General features: G+C 55.5%; 15 protein-coding genes and 1 tRNA gene. 10 read left to right on the top strand and 6 right to left on the bottom strand.

The annotated features are described in order from the left end of the window. The first annotated feature begins 83 nt into the window (after positions 1-83). Complete coding sequence (locus CKROP_RS04610) at positions 84-1265, top strand: ferrochelatase (protein WP_012731577.1); 1182 nt, start codon at positions 84-86, stop codon at positions 1263-1265. Between the two features lie 9 nt (positions 1266-1274). Here CKROP_RS04610 and CKROP_RS04605 read toward each other — a convergent pair whose 3' ends face one another. Continuing rightward, complete coding sequence (locus CKROP_RS04605; protein ID WP_012731576.1) at positions 1275-2054, bottom strand: Rv1486c family protein; 780 nt, start codon at positions 2052-2054, stop codon at positions 1275-1277. Positions 2055-2135: 81 nt separating this feature from the next. On the opposite strand from CKROP_RS04605, the gene CKROP_RS04600 reads away from it, so the two are divergent. The 3 genes from CKROP_RS04600 to CKROP_RS04590 are packed head-to-tail and all read left to right on the top strand — an operon-like array spanning position 2136 to position 4701. Further along, positions 2136-2966 carry a DUF3097 domain-containing protein gene (locus CKROP_RS04600; protein WP_041628817.1) on the top strand — a complete coding sequence of 277 codons (831 nt, stop codon included), beginning with the start codon at positions 2136-2138 and terminating at the stop codon, positions 2964-2966. A gap of 52 nt (positions 2967-3018) precedes the next feature. Continuing rightward, positions 3019-3453 carry an NfeD family protein gene (locus CKROP_RS04595; RefSeq protein WP_041628816.1) on the top strand — a complete coding sequence of 145 codons (435 nt, stop codon included), beginning with the start codon at positions 3019-3021 and terminating at the stop codon, positions 3451-3453. 60 nt (positions 3454-3513) lie between these two features. Then, a complete protein-coding gene (locus CKROP_RS04590) occupies positions 3514-4701 on the top strand; it encodes an SPFH domain-containing protein (protein WP_420838954.1) in 1188 nt (395 codons plus the stop codon). Here CKROP_RS04590 and CKROP_RS04585 read toward each other — a convergent pair whose 3' ends face one another. Beyond that, positions 4702-5307, bottom strand: coding sequence for a hypothetical protein (locus CKROP_RS04585; protein WP_012731572.1), 606 nt, complete (start codon positions 5305-5307; stop codon positions 4702-4704). Between the two features lie 13 nt (positions 5308-5320). Next, on the bottom strand, positions 5321-6160 hold the full coding sequence (locus tag CKROP_RS04580; RefSeq protein ID WP_148209639.1) for a TVP38/TMEM64 family protein: 840 nt from the start codon (positions 6158-6160) through the stop codon (positions 5321-5323). A gap of 349 nt (positions 6161-6509) precedes the next feature. Between CKROP_RS04580 and CKROP_RS04575 the strand changes: the two genes are divergently transcribed. The 3 genes from CKROP_RS04575 to meaB all read left to right on the top strand — a co-directional run bounded on the left by CKROP_RS04575 (position 6510) and on the right by meaB (position 12121). Further along, on the top strand, positions 6510-8372 hold the full coding sequence (locus CKROP_RS04575) for a methylmalonyl-CoA mutase family protein (RefSeq protein WP_012731570.1): 1863 nt from the start codon (positions 6510-6512) through the stop codon (positions 8370-8372). Positions 8373-8395: 23 nt separating this feature from the next. Beyond that, positions 8396-10648: a methylmalonyl-CoA mutase gene (scpA, locus tag CKROP_RS04570; protein ID WP_012731569.1), complete on the top strand. Its 2253-nt coding sequence runs from the start codon at positions 8396-8398 to the stop codon at positions 10646-10648. Positions 10649-10978: 330 nt separating this feature from the next. Beyond that, positions 10979-12121, top strand: coding sequence for a methylmalonyl Co-A mutase-associated GTPase MeaB (gene meaB, locus CKROP_RS04565; protein ID WP_012731568.1), 1143 nt, complete (start codon positions 10979-10981; stop codon positions 12119-12121). Between the two features lie 72 nt (positions 12122-12193). Here meaB and CKROP_RS04560 read toward each other — a convergent pair. Beyond that, positions 12194-12279 (bottom strand) — tRNA-Leu (locus CKROP_RS04560). Between the two features lie 509 nt (positions 12280-12788). On the opposite strand from CKROP_RS04560, the gene CKROP_RS11095 reads away from it, so the two are divergent. The 3 genes from CKROP_RS11095 to CKROP_RS04550 all read left to right on the top strand — a co-directional run bounded on the left by CKROP_RS11095 (position 12789) and on the right by CKROP_RS04550 (position 15774). Continuing rightward, positions 12789-13328: a hypothetical protein gene (locus tag CKROP_RS11095; protein WP_081429401.1), complete on the top strand. Its 540-nt coding sequence runs from the start codon at positions 12789-12791 to the stop codon at positions 13326-13328. Between the two features lie 163 nt (positions 13329-13491). Next, the gene (locus CKROP_RS04555) at positions 13492-15132 is read left to right on the top strand and encodes a hypothetical protein (RefSeq protein WP_237698445.1); all 1641 of its coding nucleotides are present in this window, start codon (positions 13492-13494) and stop codon (positions 15130-15132) included. A 39-nt stretch (positions 15133-15171) separates the two neighbouring features. Beyond that, on the top strand, positions 15172-15774 hold the full coding sequence (locus tag CKROP_RS04550) for a YbhB/YbcL family Raf kinase inhibitor-like protein (protein WP_012731565.1): 603 nt from the start codon (positions 15172-15174) through the stop codon (positions 15772-15774). Positions 15775-15778: 4 nt separating this feature from the next. Here CKROP_RS04550 and CKROP_RS04545 read toward each other — a convergent pair whose 3' ends face one another. Next, a complete protein-coding gene (locus CKROP_RS04545) occupies positions 15779-16939 on the bottom strand; it encodes a quinone-dependent dihydroorotate dehydrogenase (RefSeq protein WP_012731564.1) in 1161 nt (386 codons plus the stop codon). A 2-nt stretch (positions 16940-16941) separates the two neighbouring features. Further along, positions 16942-18126, bottom strand: a complete 1185-nt coding sequence (locus tag CKROP_RS04540; RefSeq protein ID WP_148209638.1) for a YncE family protein — start codon at positions 18124-18126, stop codon at positions 16942-16944. Between the last annotated feature and the right edge of the window lie 140 nt (positions 18127-18266).

The raw sequence follows: 18266 nt of genomic DNA, 5'->3' as shown, positions 1-18266 counted from the left end.
CGGTCGTGTACTGGCACGGCACGAGCGCAGCGTGTGGCTTTTGCCGTTAACACCATTGTCTACTGAGAATTGAGACTGTTGAGATGGCCATAAACGATGCCCCGGCGTTGACAGAACGGCCTGGCCGGAAGGGCAATCAACCGGCACACAACCAGATCAACGCCAACGATTGTGGCAACTCACAGACCAGTGAGTACCCCGTTGACGCTATCGTTGTTGCCTCATTCGGTGGCCCGGAGGGTCTGGACGATATTCGTCCTTTTCTCGAAAACGTAACCCGGGGTCGTGGCATCCCGCCCGAGCGTCTCGACGAAGTGGGAGAGCACTATCACCACTTCAACGGCATCAGCCCTCTTAACGGTTTAAACCGCGAGATCATTAGACACGTCGAAGAAGAACTCGAAAAGCAGGGGCGCAATCTCCCTGTGTATTTCGCTAACCGCAATTGGCATCCATTCTGGAACGAGACCATAGAGAAGATGGTTCACGACGGAATTCGCCATGCGCTTGTATTTGCCACTTCTGCATGGGCGGGGTACTCGGGATGCCGTCAATACGACGAGGACATTGAAAAAGCACGGCGTCATTGCCAGGAGCAGGGGATTACGCCCCCGGATTTAACGAAACTGCGTCAGTTTTATGACCACCCAGAGTTCATCGAGGCTGAGGCAGAAGCCGTCCAAGACGCACTCGCCAAAATACCCAGTGACAGGAGAGAGAACTGTCGAATAGTGTTCACAGCTCACTCTATTCCGGTCTCCGCGGATAAGACATCCGGAAACCCTGGCGATGGGGACTACCTGTATTCACGGCAGATTTATGAGGCAGCACATTTAACTGCCGCCAAGCTTGGACTGTCAGACGATGATTTCGACCTCGTCTGGCAATCGCGTTCCGGCCCCCCGCACATTCCGTGGTTGGAACCCGATATTGTGGATCATATTTCAACACTCCATGACCAGGGGATTCCGGCTGCGGTTGTATCTCCTATTGGGTTCGTGTCAGACCACGTAGAAGTGGCATGGGACCTTGACACCGAACTTGCTCATGAGGCAAAAGATTTTGATATGGCCATCGAGCGGGCGGCGACCGTGGGGCCGACGCAGCGATTCACCCGAATGATCATCGATTTGATCGATGAATACATCGAAGGCAGAGAGCCTCTCCGCCTCGGCGTCGAGCCCCAGCACGGCTGCAGCCTCAACGGAGTCCCGTGCTTTGATAACTGCTGTGTCCCCCCGGCAAAGCATAAGCACCATAAATAGCCACAGAGATTACCTAGGTATCGCACGAAGCATCTCGCGGACAGCGTAATCCAGCGAGGCTATCCGCGCCTGCCGAATAACCCTGAGCAGAGGGAGGACGTGCTCGTCCCACGTTGCTCCGTTGTCGGTAGCGCGTGCTGTATCAATAATTGCTGATAGATGGTCAGCTCGCGCGGACAGTTTCTCTGCTCTCGGATTAAAACCTGCAGGAAAACCAGCGGAGTCATAAAAATCCGTCAGAGTTCCTACCCGAAGCCGCACATCCGGGACATCAGCAATAGCTGCTCGCATCGATGTAATCATCGACGCAGCGTTCCTCGTAGCCTCGGAAAGAGCTAAATCAGCCTCACCAATCGCTGGTAACGGAGGAGCCGGCACGTCTTCCCCAATCGATGACGCCGTTAAACGTGGGGTCCCATCAGAACGAGAGGGAATAACCAATACGCGCGAATCTGGATCCCCAGACGAAATCACCAATCCCGCTCCCGCGCGGGAAATAGCCTTCTGGTCATCCGAATGACCGGGCACGTGCGGAGGATCCCCGGGCGCTGCCAAAACTATACGGACGAGTGGGTCGTCGGCAGTGTGATCCGAATAATCCGACGCGGCCTGTCGGAGTTCACCCAAGAAGTGGACCATCTCGTTGCGCGGAAGTGAATACAGATCATGCCACGCATCAATAGTGTCGTCCGTCGACGCCTCACCAATGAGCCAAAACGCTGTCCATGCTGCTAACCGGTGGACGCGCGCCCACTCATTGCATAGGCCCGAGATAGTTGACACATTCATGGCATGCCACCATAGCACCTCTCACGGGATACCGTGTCCTCGTCTCACCAGGTTCACGTCGCCTCAGTACACTTCCTCGGTATGAGTTTCCACGACCGCTATTCAGGTGACATCTATGCCGGGCATCCACACTCCAAGCCCCGCGAGTTCCCCGTACTCCCAGCTAAACCTGGCTTAGTGGTTGAAGATATCGCCAGTGGTTATGTGGGAGCGATCGTCGAATTTGAGCGGACATACGACGGAGATTTCGTTCGGTTAGAGGACCGATACCGACGAACGCGTCTGTTCAAAATGCGCAAAGGGGCGTTCCTCTACGAGGGAAAACCCGTCACATTAGTCCGCTATGTTCCGCCAAAAGATCCACGACAACAACGAAGCGCATCCGGATCACGGCGTGTAGAAAACCTGCGCGCCAAAGTAGCTGCGCCATCACGAATCTGGGTCGAAGGCGTCCATGACGCGGCAATTGTGGAGCGTATTTGGGGCCATGATCTTCGCGTAGAAGGCGTCGTCGTCGAGTACCTTGAGGGCCTTGATAATGCACCGCAACGGGTACAAGATTTTCATCCCACTACTGAGCGTCGTATCGGTATTCTCGCCGACCACTTAGTTGAGGGTTCAAAGGAATCGTTATTGACGCAGGAGCTTGGTCCGCATGTCATGGTGACTGGGCACCCGTTTATTGACATCTGGGCTGCCGTCAAACCGTCCTCCGTCGGTATCAAGGCCTGGCCCGACGTTCCTTATGGTGAGGATTGGAAGACGGGTGTGTGCCGACGACTCGGATGGTCGGATCCGAAAGAGGGGTGGAACCGCGTCTACAACAGCGTGAATTCTTTTCGAGACGTCGATTCATCGCTCATTGGTGCGGTTGAACGACTGGTCGATTTTGTCACCGTCGGACCCGAGTAGGCAGAAGCGACGACCCTGTTTTCTGTCATAGCCTTTCTGTACGCTGGACAACGTGAATGCCTTAGTGTGGTTTATCGGTGCGGTACTTCTAGCTGTGCTGGAGCTTTTCGGTGGCGATTTCGCACTATTGATGTTGTCTGGCGGTGCTCTCGCCGCAGCAGGTGTGTCCTTTTTCCAGGCCCCGCTCTGGGTCTCAGTCGTGGTTTTCGCTGTCGTGTCATTAACACTGATGTTCGTTCTGCGTCCATTTTTGAAGCGCAAACTCAGCGAAAAGATCGAAACAGCGGATTTCTCACCGCGAGCCTTGGTGGGAACAACAGGGGAGACCGTCGAGCAGATTTCGTCCTCATCGGGGATCGTTCGGCTCAATGGCGATTTCTGGTCCGCTCGGAGTGCTTTTCATGACGACGTTTTCGAGCCTGGCGACACCGTCGTGGTGAGCCGCATTGAAGGCAACACAGCTTTTGTCTTAGAAAGGAGGGATTAATTCATGAGCGCTGGCACTATCGTGATCGCAGCCATCATTGTGGTCATCGTCCTTATCATCATGATGTCCATCAAGTTGGTCCCACAGGGGACGGCGGCAGTCATTGAACGACTGGGACGGTACACGAAAACTGTCGAAGGGGGAATAACGTTCCTCATTCCATTTGTCGACCGTGTTCGATCCCGCGTGGATACCCGCGAACGTGTCGTCAGCTTCCCGCCCCAAGCGGTGATTACGCAGGATAACTTGACCGTGGCAATTGATACCGTGGTCACGTTCCAAATAAACGACCCCATGCACTCCATCTACGGTGTGGATAATTACCTCACCGGTGTTGAGCAGACCACGACGGCGACGCTTCGTGATGTCGTGGGTGGCATGACGTTGGAAGAGACTTTAACGTCGCGCGAGGTCATTAATAGACGGCTCCGGGGTGAACTGGATAACGCCACGACAAAGTGGGGGCTGCGTATTAGTCGAGTCGAGCTTAAAGCGATTGATCCGCCACCGTCGATTCAGCAGTCGATGGAAAAGCAGATGAAGGCGGACCGCGAAAAACGCGCCATGATTTTGACTGCGGAAGGTCAGCGCGAGGCTGATATCAAGACTGCCGAAGGTGAAAAACAAGCCCGTATCCTTGCCGCCGAAGGCGAAAAGCATGCTGCCATCTTGCAAGCGGAAGCCGAGCGCCAGGCTGAAATTCTTCGCGCCGAGGGACAGCGAGCAGCCCGTTACCTACGCGCACAGGGTGAAGCTCGCTCCATCCGTAAGGTGAACGCTGCCATCAAAACCTCGCAGGTCACACCGGATGTTCTCGCTTTCCAATACCTCCAAAAGCTTCCTGAAATGGCTGAAGGATCTGCCAACAAGATGTGGCTGATTCCGTCGCAATTCGGTGATGCCCTGGAGTCCTTCACCAAGCAGTTCTCAGACAAGGATTCTGACGGGGTATTCCGCTACGAAGCTCCTAGTGTCGACGAGGAAACCAAGGCAGAGGCAGCGACGGATGAAGATGACGACTGGTTTACCACTCAGTCTGCCCCAGAAATCGCCAAAGCCGTCGCTGAGGCAAACGCCGTCGCGAACAAAACGGTGGATGATCCATTAGACAGCGCTTTGGCCGCTAAGCGAAACACGGCGAAGAAGCTCGGGGAAGATCCCTCCACTGCGGGGTCATCGAGCATCGACGTTGCCGACGCTGATGATCAACCGGATGTCGATTCGCCGGAGGACGCGTCGAACGAGTAGTTAAAGTTCCTCCGCCCGGGTCAAAAGGTGGACGGCAAGGTCCCATCCTGCTTGCTCTGCCTGCCAGCCCGCGGCAACCAGACGCTGCGACATTGCTTGCTTAGAGATACCGAGCTCTGCCGCAGCGTCGTTTTGTGTATATCCCTGCCGCATAAGCGCTGTTGCTTCTCGGCCTTCCTCAGTCCTCCGGGTGAGCACATGGCCGATCAAAGAAAACGCCGCGGAAATATCTGAAGCGAGCTCCGAACTTGCTATGGAAGAGTTCTGGGAGATCGTGGCTATTGACGCGCCCACCGTACCGGCCCGCTTACCTGTACAGCTACGGGCGACAACGGATGGATCGTGCCCTCCGATTCCAATCCCAATAGCCCACTCACCGGCAGACAGGAAAGCCATAACCACTTGGGCTTCAGATTCGGCGTCGCGAGTAAGGAGCGAAATGTCCTCCACGCCTTCCACGGTGGACTTAAGAACCCCGGGCAGGTGCTCCATAGCCTGAGCACTATTTTTCACGTATTCCGCCCGTCTCAGAGTCCGTCCACGGAACCGAGCATGCACTGCAAAAAGTGATCGAGCCGACGTTCCTCGCGTGTGAGCCATTGCCATGGAGTCAAGGATACTAGCTTGTCCTCTTCGTGTGCGTTCCAGTCGTCGTGTCGTCAGTCTTCGCACGTGGCGGCCGCGCGATGTCGGTAATCAAGCCGGTCAGGCCGACTCCAAAAAGTACGACGCTGATCAAGATGGTTAAGGGGCTACCTTGTCCCGCCGCGGCGTCGCCAACGAGAACAGTGGCGATCGTGCCAGGAGCCGATCCGACTATCGTCGCCAAAGTAAAGGGAAGCGCTTTGATCGACGACAGAGCGCACACGTAGTTCAGGACGGAAAATGGGACGGCGGCCATCATGCGGAGGGAGCCGACGGCCAGCCAGCCCCGGCGTCGTAAATGGGCGTTAACCCCGTCGACGGCGGGGTGAGTGAGGCGGGACTGTACCCAGTCTCGTCCAAGACGGCGGACAATGAGCAGGGATAATAACGCTGAACACCCCGTCGATATCAGTGCGACGCCTATGCCAATGAGTGGACCGAAGAGGACGCCACAACTGAGAGTAAACACTGTCCGGGGTATCGGGAATTGGGTAGCAAGGATATAAACAGCCGAAAAGGCAAAGGGAAACCACCACCCAGCGCCCACGGACCAGTTCCTGAAAGTGGTCACCGAGGGAAGTGGAACGACGAATAGCGCTGCCACCAGCACAACGAGGATGACAACACTCAACACTTGATTAAGACGTGTCCAGCGCAACCACCCATGGCACACGTCGCGAATGATGACGCCGATGATGTTGAGGAACTGCGCCAATGCTCGTGACGTTGCTGTAACGGCACGATGAATCCAGGATCGTCGGCTAGGTGGGTCGGCCTGAGGATGGGGTTGAGTCACCACGTCACGTCGTTGCATAACGTGGGCAAGCCTACCTTCTGGCGGCTCGGTGGATGAGAAAGGCGACCCCAGATTGTGGCTCACATTAATCACCACACATAGGGGAGAAGTACGTCACATCGCGCTGAAATTGACAGATAAATCGCTATCAAACGGGCGATAACGACGTGTAGTCGGGAAAATATCAACCAATGGGGACTACCCTGAGAAGGGAGTGAACGACGTGCAGGCTCCGTTGTGTTTAACGAAAACACCTGCAAGATAACCGTTATGAATGGTGTTGCCACAACATCGCTGAGCTAGACCACTGCACCGGTTCACCTGAAATGATTAACCTACTTTGAACGACCAGGACGGAGGGTCAGTTGTGACTGACTCACAGGTTGGCACGGAAGATGCCGCCCTGCAGCACGAATGGTATCGGGCAGTTGCGAAAGTTTTTGCCCGAACCCGCAAGCAGGATCCTTCCGACGTTCCGGATGATGTCTGGAAGAAGCTCATCAAGCCGACTTACGACGGAATAGATGTCAAACCGCTCTATATGCGGACCGATCAAGGACCAGAGCCATCTGCTCCCGGTGAATTCCCATATACACGTGGAGCCAAGCTCCTTGAGGCCGACAATGCCGGATGGGGAATTCGCGAGGTTTTCGGACCTGCCGTCGAAGTTAACGCAACTGCCGGTGGCCAGAGCGCGAAAGACATCAACAAGCGAATTCTTCACGCACTGAATGTTGGGACCACAGTCCTTGAGCTCAAGGGAATCCAACCCACGGACATCCCGGGAGTGCTCAATGACGTCTATCTTGACCTTGCCCCGATCGCGCTAGCTACTCCCTCGAAAGAACTGGGAGACGCTTTCCTCGATTTCCTTGAGACCAATGGCGACGACAAGACAACTGCTGACCTCGGTGCTTCACCGCTGACGTCGGGGTTCGATTCGTCGCAAAGCGTTGACCTCGACACTGCCATTGCATGGGCAAAGAAAGCGTCTGAGCTTCCTGGGGCAGTGCACGCCATCACTGTGAACGGTGTCTCGCTCAGCAACCAGGGCGCGACAGATTCCCAAGAGATTGGGCTGGTTCTGGCTGCCACGCTGGAGTACTTGCGGAAGCTCACCGACGCTGGTCTCTCTGTGGAAGACGCAGTCGACCAGATTTCGATCCGCCTCGCCGCGACCGACGACTTCTTCTCGACGATCTGTAAATTCCGTGCGCTGCGCTCACTTCTGGCGCGGGTGTGGGAAGTGCTGGGCATTGTGGATCATCCGCTGCCCGCAATCCACGCGGAAACAGCACCAGTGATGTTCGCCCAGCGTGACCCGTACACGAATATTCTTCGGTGCACGATCGCTTCATTTGCGGCAGGCGTCGGTGGGGCCACGAGCGTGCTGGTTCATCCCTTCGACTATGCGATCAAGAATGGATTGCCAGGAGCTCGACGTAGCTTCGCTCACCGCATTGCGCGAAACATCAACCTTCTACTTTTGGAAGAGTCTCACTTGGGATTTGTTGCTGATCCCGCTGGTGGCTCGTACTACGCTGAGTTCTTCACTGACCAGCTCGAGGAGAAGGCATGGGGCGTCTTAACGGACGTCGAATCTAAGGATGGCTTCATCGCTGAGACTGATAACGGCGATATCCAAAAGCTCCTCGATGAGTCGTATGAAAAGCGGCGCGACGATATTGCTCATCGCCGTACCAAGGTGACAGCAATCAACGAGTTCCCGAACTTGGCCGAAAAGCCTCTGGCGGCTGATCTGCGCATTGAGCCAACAGGTGTTCGCCGTTGGGGAGCTGATTTTGAGGCACTGAGAAACAGGTCGGACGCGTACTTCGAGAAGGAAGAAAAGCGGCCTGTCATTAAATTGGCGCCTCTTGGTCCATTAGCCAAGCACAACATCCGCACTGGTTTCACCACGAACCTTCTGGCTTCTGGTGGTATTCAGGCGGATAACCCAGGACAAGTCACCCCAGACGACGAGAACTTCGCAACTCAATTCAAGGACGCACCCATCGTGGTCGTCTGCGGTACGGATGCGGAATATGCAGAGAACGCTGGTTCCGCGATCGATGCCCTCCGAGCTGCGGGAGTGAAGAAGGTTCTCCTGGCGGGCGCTCCGAAGGCCGTTGAGAATCTCGATGATTCTTCGAAGCCTGATGACTACCTGAACATGAAGATTGATGCAGTCTCGACGTTGTCGGGCCTGCTCGATGAGCTCGGCGCATAATCGCTGTTAGGACTGTGACAACAATGAGCACAAGTATTCCGAATTTTGCCGATGTTTCGCGAGCTACAGAGAAGGCAGCGACGACATCAGCTGAAGAAGATAAGGGGACGTGGACAGTCCCCGAGGGTTTCGACGTCAAACGCGTCTACAACGGTGAAGATAGGGAACACGTCCTAAAGGCGGGGCATCCCCTCGATTCGTATCCCGGCATCAAGCCATTTATGCGTGGTCCGTATCCAACGATGTACACGAACCGCCCGTGGACGATTCGCCAGTACGCTGGTTTCTCCACCGCAGCAGAGTCGAACGCGTTCTACCGTCGTAACCTGGCCGCCGGCCAGAAAGGTTTGTCGGTGGCCTTCGACCTGCCCACTCACCGTGGTTATGACTCAGACAACCCGCGTGTTCAGGGCGACGTCGGTATGGCTGGTGTGGCCATCGACTCCATCCTGGATATGAAGCAGCTGTTCGAGGGAATTGACCTTGGCAGCGTGTCCGTGTCGATGACGATGAACGGTGCTGTGCTGCCGATTTTGGCTTTGTACATTATCGTCGCCGAAGAGCAGGGTGTTCCTCCGGAGAAGCTGGCCGGAACGATTCAGAATGACATTCTGAAGGAGTTCATGGTCCGCAATACTTACATTTATCCTCCGCAGCCGTCGATGAGGATTATTTCGGAGATCTTCGAATACACCTCTAACAAGATGCCGCGATGGAACTCCATTTCGATTTCCGGCTACCACATTCAGGAAGCTGGAGCGACGGCTGACCTCGAGTTGGCCTACACCCTGGCAGACGGCCTTGAATACATTCGCGCTGGACTGAATGCTGGCCTTAACATCGACGCTTTCGCACCTCGCCTCTCGTTCTTCTGGGGTATTTCGATGAATACCTTCATGGAAATTGCGAAGCTCCGTGCTGGCCGTATTTTGTGGAGCGAAATCGTCAGCAAGTTTAACCCCGAAAACCCGAAGTCGCGGGCTCTGCGTACGCACTCTCAGACATCGGGATGGTCGCTCACCGCTCAGGATGTGTATAACAACGTCGGACGTACCTGCATCGAGGCTATGGCGGCAACGCAGGGGCACACGCAGTCACTGCACACGAACGCCCTGGATGAGGCTCTCGCGCTCCCGACAGATTTCTCGGCTCGTATTGCTCGTAACACCCAGCTGATTTTGCAGCAAGAATCCAACACGGTGCGTCCGGTCGATCCGTGGGCTGGCTCCTACTACGTCGAATGGTTGACCAACCAGTTGGTTGAGGAAGCTCGCGAGCACATTCGTGAGGTTGAAGAAGCCGGCGGTATGGCGAAGGCCACCGAGCAAGGCATTCCGAAACTGCGTATCGAAGAGGCTGCAGCACGTACTCAGGCTCGTATCGACTCTGGCCGTCAGGCGCTCATCGGTGTCAACAAATATGTGGGCGTCGAGGATGAGGCCATCGAAGTTCTGAAGGTTGAAAATAGCCGCGTCCGCCAAGAACAGCATGACAAGCTCGAGAAACTTCGTGCTGAGCGCGATCAAGGTGCTGTCGACCAAGCTCTGAATGCTCTCACCGGAGCTGCGGGCATGGACGGATCCCACGGCAATCTCGAGCACAACCTCCTGAAGCTTGCTGTCGATGCTGCCCGCGTTGGTGCCACCGTCGGTGAGATGTCTGATGCTCTCGAGAAAGTGTTCGGTCGCCACCAGGCAGAGATCCACACGCTCTCGGGTGTGTACAAAGACGAGGTAGGTAAGGACCGAACCGTGGGTAATGTCGCTAAAGCCACCGCTATGGCGGATGCATTCGCCGAGGAGGAAGGCCGCCGGCCGCGTATCTTCATCGCGAAGATCGGACAGGACGGTCACGACCGCGGACAGAAAGTCGTTGCGTCCGCTTATGCTGACTTAGGCATGGACGTTGACGTCGGACCGCTCTTCCAAACTCCTGCCGAAGCTGCGCGGTCTGCTGTCGATTCCGACGTGCACGTCGTCGGCGTGTCGTCGCTGGCAGCTAGCCACTTGACGATCGTCCCCGAGCTTCGCGAGGAATTGAAGAAGCTGGGCCGCGAAGACATCATGATCATCGTGGGCGGCGTTATTCCTCCAGGAGATTTCCAAGAGCTATACGACGACGGTGCTGCCGCCATTTACCCGCCGGGCACTGTTATCGCAGATTCTGTGATCGACATGCTGACCAAGCTATCGGCACATATGGGAATCGAGCTTCATGTCGATGACGATGACAAATCGGACGACTCTGATGAAGCTGAGGATAAGGCGGAGGCCTAAGGCATAAAGCGAAGGAATAACGGCACCATTATTCTTCCCGGTGATGATTCTTCCGGGTGGTGTCGAGATTCCTTAGCTGCATGATGAGCGCTCTTTTCCCGGCCAATTGGGGTGGGGAAGAGGGCGCTTTGTCCTCATGATGGACATCATGTAGAGAGTAACTTCACACGTCACGCGGTCCGTTAAGTGTTTTACGGTCCGTCGAGTGCTTCGCGGTCCGTCGAGTGCTTCGCGGTCCGTCGGGTTTTAAAACAAGTGCATAATTAATTACATAATTTACTTATAAAATTACTTTTATGACGAGCTCTTCGTAGAAAGGCGGAGATATCAATGTCTTCCAATAGCCAAGCGCGGGGAGATGAATTTCTCGAGTCAACCCTCGGGTCATTAACGACGACTGCGGGGACTGAAGTCCCAGGAAAGTCAGCAGTTGCTCCGGAAGCGGTTAAGCGAGCCCGCCACCGCATCGACGTCGATGCTTTGTTCACCTCCGTACGGAATAATGAGCGAACCCAGCTTGCCCGGGCCATCACTCTGCTCGAGTCTTCTGCACCGGCGCATCACGTCTTGGCCCAAGAGCTATTGGTGAAGCTGCTGCCTTTCTCTGGAAAGGCATTACGAGTAGGTATTACGGGCGTTCCCGGTGTCGGTAAATCTACGTTCATTGAGCGTCTCGGTTTGTACCTTGTAGAAAACGGTCACAAAGTCGCGGTGCTCGCCATTGATCCTTCATCTACGCGTTCACGAGGGTCAATCTTGGGGGACAAAACCCGAATGACGAAGCTCTCGCAAAGCGAGAACGCCTACATTCGGCCATCCCCAAGCGCTGGGACACTCGGCGGTGTCGCTAAAGCAACCCGCGAGACGATGATTGTCATGGAGGCCGCCGGTTATGACGTCATCCTCGTCGAAACTGTCGGCGTGGGACAGTCGGAGATCGCTGTTAGCGAGATGGTCGACTGCTTCACCTTCCTAGCTCTAGCAGGCGCCGGGGACCAGCTGCAGGGCATCAAGAAAGGCATTCTTGAACTTGCCGACCTCGTCGCTATCAACAAAGCAGACGGAGATAATGTTCGCCGCGCAAAGCGGGCCGCGCGAGAACTAGGTGCGGCGATGCGCATGGTTCGACCAGCAAATGCTTCATGGAAACCTCCGACAATGACGATGTCTGCCGCTGAAGGCAACGGTGTCGAAGAATTCTGGAAGGTGGTCGAAGAGCACCACGATCAAATGGTGGCCGAGGGCCGATTTGATGAGCAACGGAGGAACCAGCAGATCGGCTGGACATGGCAAATGGTCCACGAAACCTTACTGACTCGGCTAAACACATCTGAGGCAGTGAAGAAGGAAAAGAAGCTGATTGAAACGCAGCTTCGCGCCGGGCAGGTGACACCAACAATTGCGGCAGAGCGCATCCTCAAGGCGTTTGACACCGGGGAGACGACTGATAATCAGCTGAACAAGCGCGAGTAACCAGGGGAGCGTTCCGAGCATTGCGAAGCCCGGGTTCTTATCAGGAGTTGATGAGAACCCGGGCTTATTCTGTGTCCGGAGGGGGACTTGAACCCCCACGCCCGTTAATAGGGCACTAGCACCTCAAGCTAGCGCGTCTGCCATTCCGCCACCCGGACAGGGTAAACAGTCAGCAATTAGCTGAGCACGAGGCAATACTCTAGTTGTGTCGAAGGCTGTACACAAATCTGCTGGTCACCAATCGTGGGACACTCCTTGAAGGTCCCACGCGGTTCCGGACGCGCGGCAATGGAATTTACTTTTCCCCTGCGCATCAGGGCCAATCGATGACCGTTCATCCACCGATTGATGCTAGGCAAGGGCGCCTTAGTGCGCTACTATTAGGCCAGATTCGCGCCGCACCCTGAGGACAGGTTTGTGGAGCGCAATGGGGGAATAAAATTTGGGGGCTCTATCTACGATGACGTGTTCGTCGCTCAATCAACGTTCTAATAGATATCGTGTGCCCACGGTATCGCTATCGGCCTATCACCGACGTAAGAGAGGCCTCCTCGAGTTTACGTGTATCGCTGTGGCTGTATGGATGCTAGCGGGGTGTCACACAACCACTGATAAGAGCAGTGAAATAAATTCGGACTTATCCGAGACGACGTTGAGTAGTTCGGTAATGACGCGTCCTCCCATTTCTTCGCAATCACCTGCAGAGAAATATGGATCAAAGAAGAATAATGATGAGGTTCCGTTATGGGAGCGCCCGGAAATATTGGCTAAATATCCGGTGAAAGCAAAGAAGAACCCCGATGGATCCTATGACTACTCAGACCCACGTTTTGAGAACGCCGACCTCTGCGAAGATGCTCCGCCAGGGTATTGGGAGAGTAGGGGATTCATAAAGAAATCATCCGAAAAAGATGAATTTTTGCATTTTAATGACTGCCTTTTGAGAGAGACGAATGAAACGCAGCCACTATTGATGGATTTCGGTACCGACAAACGAAGTAGAGAAGAAGTCCCAGGTAAAAGGGTTGAGAACGAGAATCCTACAACCTTTACACGTTGGGGAAGGATAGTAGGAGATCCGCATTGCGTGGTCTACACCGAAACTCAACTCGGACGCGTCGCGGTTCAAGCTATAGATGAGACACGGACTTTGAACGAAGCAGAATTATGCGATTTAGTTAAGACACTGAATGAGAGGTTAACTTAAAGTGGCCATTTCGATTGATACTTGTTCCCTAGATAGGGCTCTAGAATTCCTAGAGAATGGAAATGATATCTCTGGGGGCAAATATATTCTATATTCCAAAAAATTATCTGGGGATTACACTGGTGAACCTGGGTTACGAATGTTGGGGGCGCAACATTGCCGGGTGATTAACGGTGAAACTGGTAGCGCAACGCACACGTTGCGGCAGCTACGTCAACTCATCCGCTGGTTGGCTGAAGGTACGAAAGCAATGCGAGGCGCCTTCATCGGCCAAGACGATACCTCAGCGGCCATACTATGCGGACTTAAATCGATCCAAGCCACAGATTTCACCTTCCCGACACGTCCGGATGGGGCATTTAGCCCCTTTGATTTCACTGACCCCACTCACGGTGGCACCGATGACCCGGGCGCACTAGTTGCCATGCTCGATGCTGGCAACGATAGTGACATTTATGCCCTCGCCGATTACTGGCACAACTTGTCCAGTTCTTTGAACAAGACTGTCGATGCCCTCGCACGAGCCCGCACCCAGTTGGAAGAAAACACGGGAGAGGCCATTGATGCCGCCACCGGGTGCTTCAGCCAAGTAATGGCCACCGCCCAAATTTTCGCCGATAACGCCACCGCCATGCACGCGTCGGTCTCCCAACTGCCTCATATTCGGCAGGCTGCCCGCACGCAGATCGCTGCCATCGAAGCCGAGCACACTGCAGCGGTCGCCGCAGCCACTAACCCCGCCGGAGTTCGCGCGGCTGGGGAAGCAGCCCGGGCAACCACCCGTGAATTCATGACCGGCCCCTATCAAGCCATGCTCACCGCGGCGGTGCCACCGCTACGCAATCTCACCGAACGACCCAACGTCGGCCAGGGAGGAGGACACCTCACTGCACATGCACCAACCCCCATACACACCAGTGCAGCCGAAGTTGCCCCTACTAGCGTCATGAGCGCCGCACACGGCACACCAGCCGTCGGAACAACTGGGACATCCGTAGGAGGAACAACGACCAGCACAGGCGGAGTACCAGCAGGCGGAGGGATAGTTGGCAACACCACCACACCACCGACCCCGGCAAATACCGTCCCCACAGCGGTCCCTTCACAATTCCGGCCACCTAGGGAAACGAACGGTTTCCCTCCTTCGCACACGAATCCTGGAGTATCCGGACATACCCACACCCCAACACCGTATGGGCCGCCGACTACTAATGCGGTCAATCAGTCGCCACGTACCTCCGCACCTCACACTCCACGGACCTCGTATAACAATGGCCGCAACAACGCCCCAATAACACCCGGGCCCCAAGACCCGTGGAACCGGAACAACTCGGACGATTACCACAGGTCAATGAAGCCAAATTCGCCAGCATCACATCTCGATAAACGCCCAGCGGGTCCGTACGGCGAATCCCGTGCTCGCAGCGTCATTGTGCACCCCGGCCCTCATGACCAGAGCCCAATCCACGGCAACGACCGCAATAAGCTTTTACACAATGACACTACGGACCGTGGAAACCCATACAACGATCGAAATTACGGCCATAACGAACACTCACCAGGACGAAGTAACTCCTCACATCCCACCGGCCACGACGGTTCACGCCCGGCGATGGGCAGGACGGGCATCGCACCCATGGGCGGCTACGGAAACGCATCTAAAAACCAGAAACAAGAACCGGAAGGGAAATACAAGCCCATCACCAGCGAATTCGAGGCCGAATACAACCTGCGGCAACTGCGGGGAGATATTGGTCTCACCACACCACACGTCATCGGCGCACAACTGCGAGAAAACAAGTGAACCGCTGCAGCGACAGAAGTATCCGGGCATACTGGGGTCATGAGCGATTCACCGAAAGCAACCGAAAACGCACAAGAACCCACCTCCGGCACCACCGCGACCAGCACACCGAGTTACGTTGACCCGCGATTCAAAGCCGCGGACCCATACGCGTACCTACCGGACGTTCCGACATTTCCGCTGAGCAGTGCAGACTTCTCGTCCGGCGATGAACTACCAGACGACTTACAAGGACCCGACGGCGTTTCACCACAACTGTCGTGGTCTGATCTTCCCGAAGGAACAAAATCCCTGGCAGTTACCGTCTACGACCCTGATGCCCCCACGGTCTCCGGGTACTGGCACTGGGCAGTCTTCAACCTCCCGGCAGATCTCACAGAGCTTCCCAAAAACGCCGGATCCGAAGACACACCATCGCTCCCAGAAGGCGCCCAAACGCTAAAGGGTGACTCAGGGAAGCGCGGCTACTACGGCGCAATGCCTCCAGAAGGGCACGGTCCTCACCGCTACCTCTACGCCGTGCATGCCGTCGACGTCGACAAGCTCGACATCCCCGAGGGCTCAACCCCGACAATCCTCGGGTTCAACCTCAACTTCCACACGCTTGCACGCTCAATAATTTGGGGCTGGGCAGAAAACTAAGAAGCTACGAAGCCGGGATCCAGGGGAGCTCCCGGCCAACAGCATCAGCAATGGAGCCCAAGCCATGGCGTCGGACCTGCTCTGCCAGACCACGATGGATATCGCGAATCCAATCGGGGCCACCATAAATCAACGCGGTGTACCCCTCGAGCAAACTCGCGCCCGCACCGATACGCTCCCATGCCTGCTGCGGGGCCTCAATTCCGCCGACAGAGACAAGAGTCAACGACTCGCCCACGTGTTTGCGTAACAAACGCAGAACCTCCAGGGAACGGTCCGCCACCGGGCGACCCGACACACCACCAGCACCCATCGCCTCCACCTCAGAGGACGGCGTCGTTAAATGGTCACGGGAAATGGTCGTATTTGTCGCCACAATCCCGGCCAGCCCCTTCTCCTGGGCCAAATCCGCAACCGCAAGAATGTCATCATCACACAGGTCAGGGGCGATTTTAATCAACACAGGTGTGTCCTCGACCTCGTCAAGAACCGCGTCCACAATTGGTTCCAACGAATCCACTGCCTGCAAATCCCGTAACCCCGGGGTATTCGGGCTCGAGACGTTCACCACCACGAAATCTGCGTGATGCCCAAGCAAACGGGCCGATAAGCGATAATCCTCTGCAGCCTCTTCAATGGGGGTTTTCTTCGTCTTACCGATATTGACCGCAATCACGTCACGGCTTCGGCGTCGAGCGATCCGCCGTGCACACAGTACGGCGCCCTCATTGTTAAAGCCCATCCGATTCAAAATCGCATGGTCGCGTCGCAACCGAAAAAGCCTGGGGGAGGGATTACCAGGTTGTCCCTCCGCTGTCACAGTACCCAGCTCGGCGAACCCAAAGCCCAGAGGAGACCACACATCCGGGGACGTTGCGCTCTTATCAAACCCAGCAGCCAGGCCCAGGGGCCGAGGGAAGTTCACACCAAAAACAGTCTGTTCCAGCGCTGTGTCATGGACAGCCCACCATCGTTCAAGAGCCCGATTAGCCATCGGCATGCGCTGAAAAATGCCCAAGGCCTTCGTCATTAATGAATGAATAGTCTCAGGGTCCAAGCGGAACATTTGCCGCAATGACCAGGAGTAGATAGCGCTTCGTACGGGATGTGACTTCCGGCAATCCTCAAGATCGGCATCAATACGATCAGTGCTGGTCAACGACATGATTATGCTTCCTTCTTCACGGGATAACTCGGCTCACTCGAGGCACCCTCATGGCGCGCCTCGCTCACCTGATCCTTCGATATGTGTTGCACCGTCGAGGACTGCGGCGACGCAATCAACAGGCCTCCATCGCCATCAACCACAACCGACTGAGCATCGGGAATCGTGTGCATCGTCGCCACTTTGACTGGAACGCCCGACGAAATGTCATACCCAATGACGGTGTTCTTCCCCGTTGACGTCACCCACACCGTGCGTGTGTTGGCATCCCACGCCACACCCCACGGGACGGAATCAGTATGGATTGTTTGGTGTTTCCTCAAAATATCGTTGGCCGTGAAAATCTCAATCGAGTTCAACTTGGTTGACGACGCCACAACAACGCCGTCCTGCCCACCGGCAATTTTCCCAGCACCTTGGCCGATCCGCAGCGACGATCCTTCCTTGTCCTCGCCGGGATACACACCCGTTAGACTCGACTGTTTCTTGTCGAACACCGCTGACATCTCTTTATCTGACCCAGATTTAGGATCAGGATCCACGATCAGCGATTGGATCGCTCCTTCGCCGATAGAAACAGTTGCCTTCCCATCCTTATCGGAACCGTCCAGAGGGAAGTACTTGATTTTCTTCTCACCGGCGAAAGTCACACTGACAACATCGCTGGTCACCGCCGCCGTCGTCGCGGTGCCGTCAACCTCGAGATCGTGAACCTTCTTGCCTTGGCCATCGAAAACGAGCACATGGTTCTCACATGCGACAGAAAAACCGCCCCCCGCGGCACGAGAAAGATCTTTACAATCCTTGCCAAGATCCACCGACTTGGGCTTCCCGTTCGTCCAATCCGACGACGTTCCGATCACCATTTTTCCACCGGACAGGCCGGCGATGACTGGTGAGTCTGACTGACCACTCACCACTAAATCGGAAACACCGTCACCGGGGAGATCGACATCGCGAGTATCTCCCGACGGGGGTTCCGCGGCAGGTACCGACGTCGGCGAGACGTCTTCTGCCTTCGATAACGCTTCTTGATCATCGCTGCGTGAGCAACCCGCCAGCATCGTGACGGTCAGACCACTGCAACACGCGATGCTTAACGCTCGCGCACCGAGGCGTCGTTGTTTGCGCTGCGTCGGCAATGTACCAGTACGAATCGATTGACCAGGAGTACCGTCGGAAATCACTCTCGTAACGCTACTACAGGTCACGGAGCTAAGACACCGAGGCGACGGCCAGAGATGAACAGTGATTCTCACGCGCTTTCTTATCTCCGCAAATGCCCCATACGCTGGAAGATAACGGTGAGCCCATAAAGTTGCTAGCC

It is taken from the genome of Corynebacterium kroppenstedtii DSM 44385, assembly GCF_000023145.1.
Taxonomy (GTDB): Bacteria; Actinomycetota; Actinomycetes; order Mycobacteriales; family Mycobacteriaceae; genus Corynebacterium; species Corynebacterium kroppenstedtii.
Note: the sequence above shows the minus strand (reverse complement) of the source record. Positions and strands in the feature narration are given on the sequence as shown.

Excerpts from the sequence above, each read along its gene's own strand:
- CKROP_RS04610 (WP_012731577.1), top strand. The coding sequence starts at position 84 with ATGGCCATAAACGATGCCCCGGCGTTGACAGAACGGCCTGGCCGGAAG.
- CKROP_RS04605 (WP_012731576.1), bottom strand. The coding sequence starts at position 2,054 with ATGAATGTGTCAACTATCTCGGGCCTATGCAATGAGTGGGCGCGCGTC.
- CKROP_RS04600 (WP_041628817.1), top strand. The coding sequence starts at position 2,136 with ATGAGTTTCCACGACCGCTATTCAGGTGACATCTATGCCGGGCATCCA.
- CKROP_RS04590 (WP_420838954.1), top strand. The coding sequence starts at position 3,514 with ATGATGTCCATCAAGTTGGTCCCACAGGGGACGGCGGCAGTCATTGAA.
- CKROP_RS04585 (WP_012731572.1), bottom strand. The coding sequence starts at position 5,307 with ATGGCAATGGCTCACACGCGAGGAACGTCGGCTCGATCACTTTTTGCA.
- CKROP_RS04580 (WP_148209639.1), bottom strand. The coding sequence starts at position 6,160 with ATGCAACGACGTGACGTGGTGACTCAACCCCATCCTCAGGCCGACCCA.
- scpA (WP_012731569.1), top strand. The coding sequence starts at position 8,396 with ATGAGCACAAGTATTCCGAATTTTGCCGATGTTTCGCGAGCTACAGAG.
- meaB (WP_012731568.1), top strand. The coding sequence starts at position 10,979 with ATGTCTTCCAATAGCCAAGCGCGGGGAGATGAATTTCTCGAGTCAACC.
- CKROP_RS11095 (WP_081429401.1), top strand. The coding sequence starts at position 12,789 with ATGACGCGTCCTCCCATTTCTTCGCAATCACCTGCAGAGAAATATGGA.
- CKROP_RS04550 (WP_012731565.1), top strand. The coding sequence starts at position 15,172 with ATGAGCGATTCACCGAAAGCAACCGAAAACGCACAAGAACCCACCTCC.
- CKROP_RS04545 (WP_012731564.1), bottom strand. The coding sequence starts at position 16,939 with ATGTCGTTGACCAGCACTGATCGTATTGATGCCGATCTTGAGGATTGC.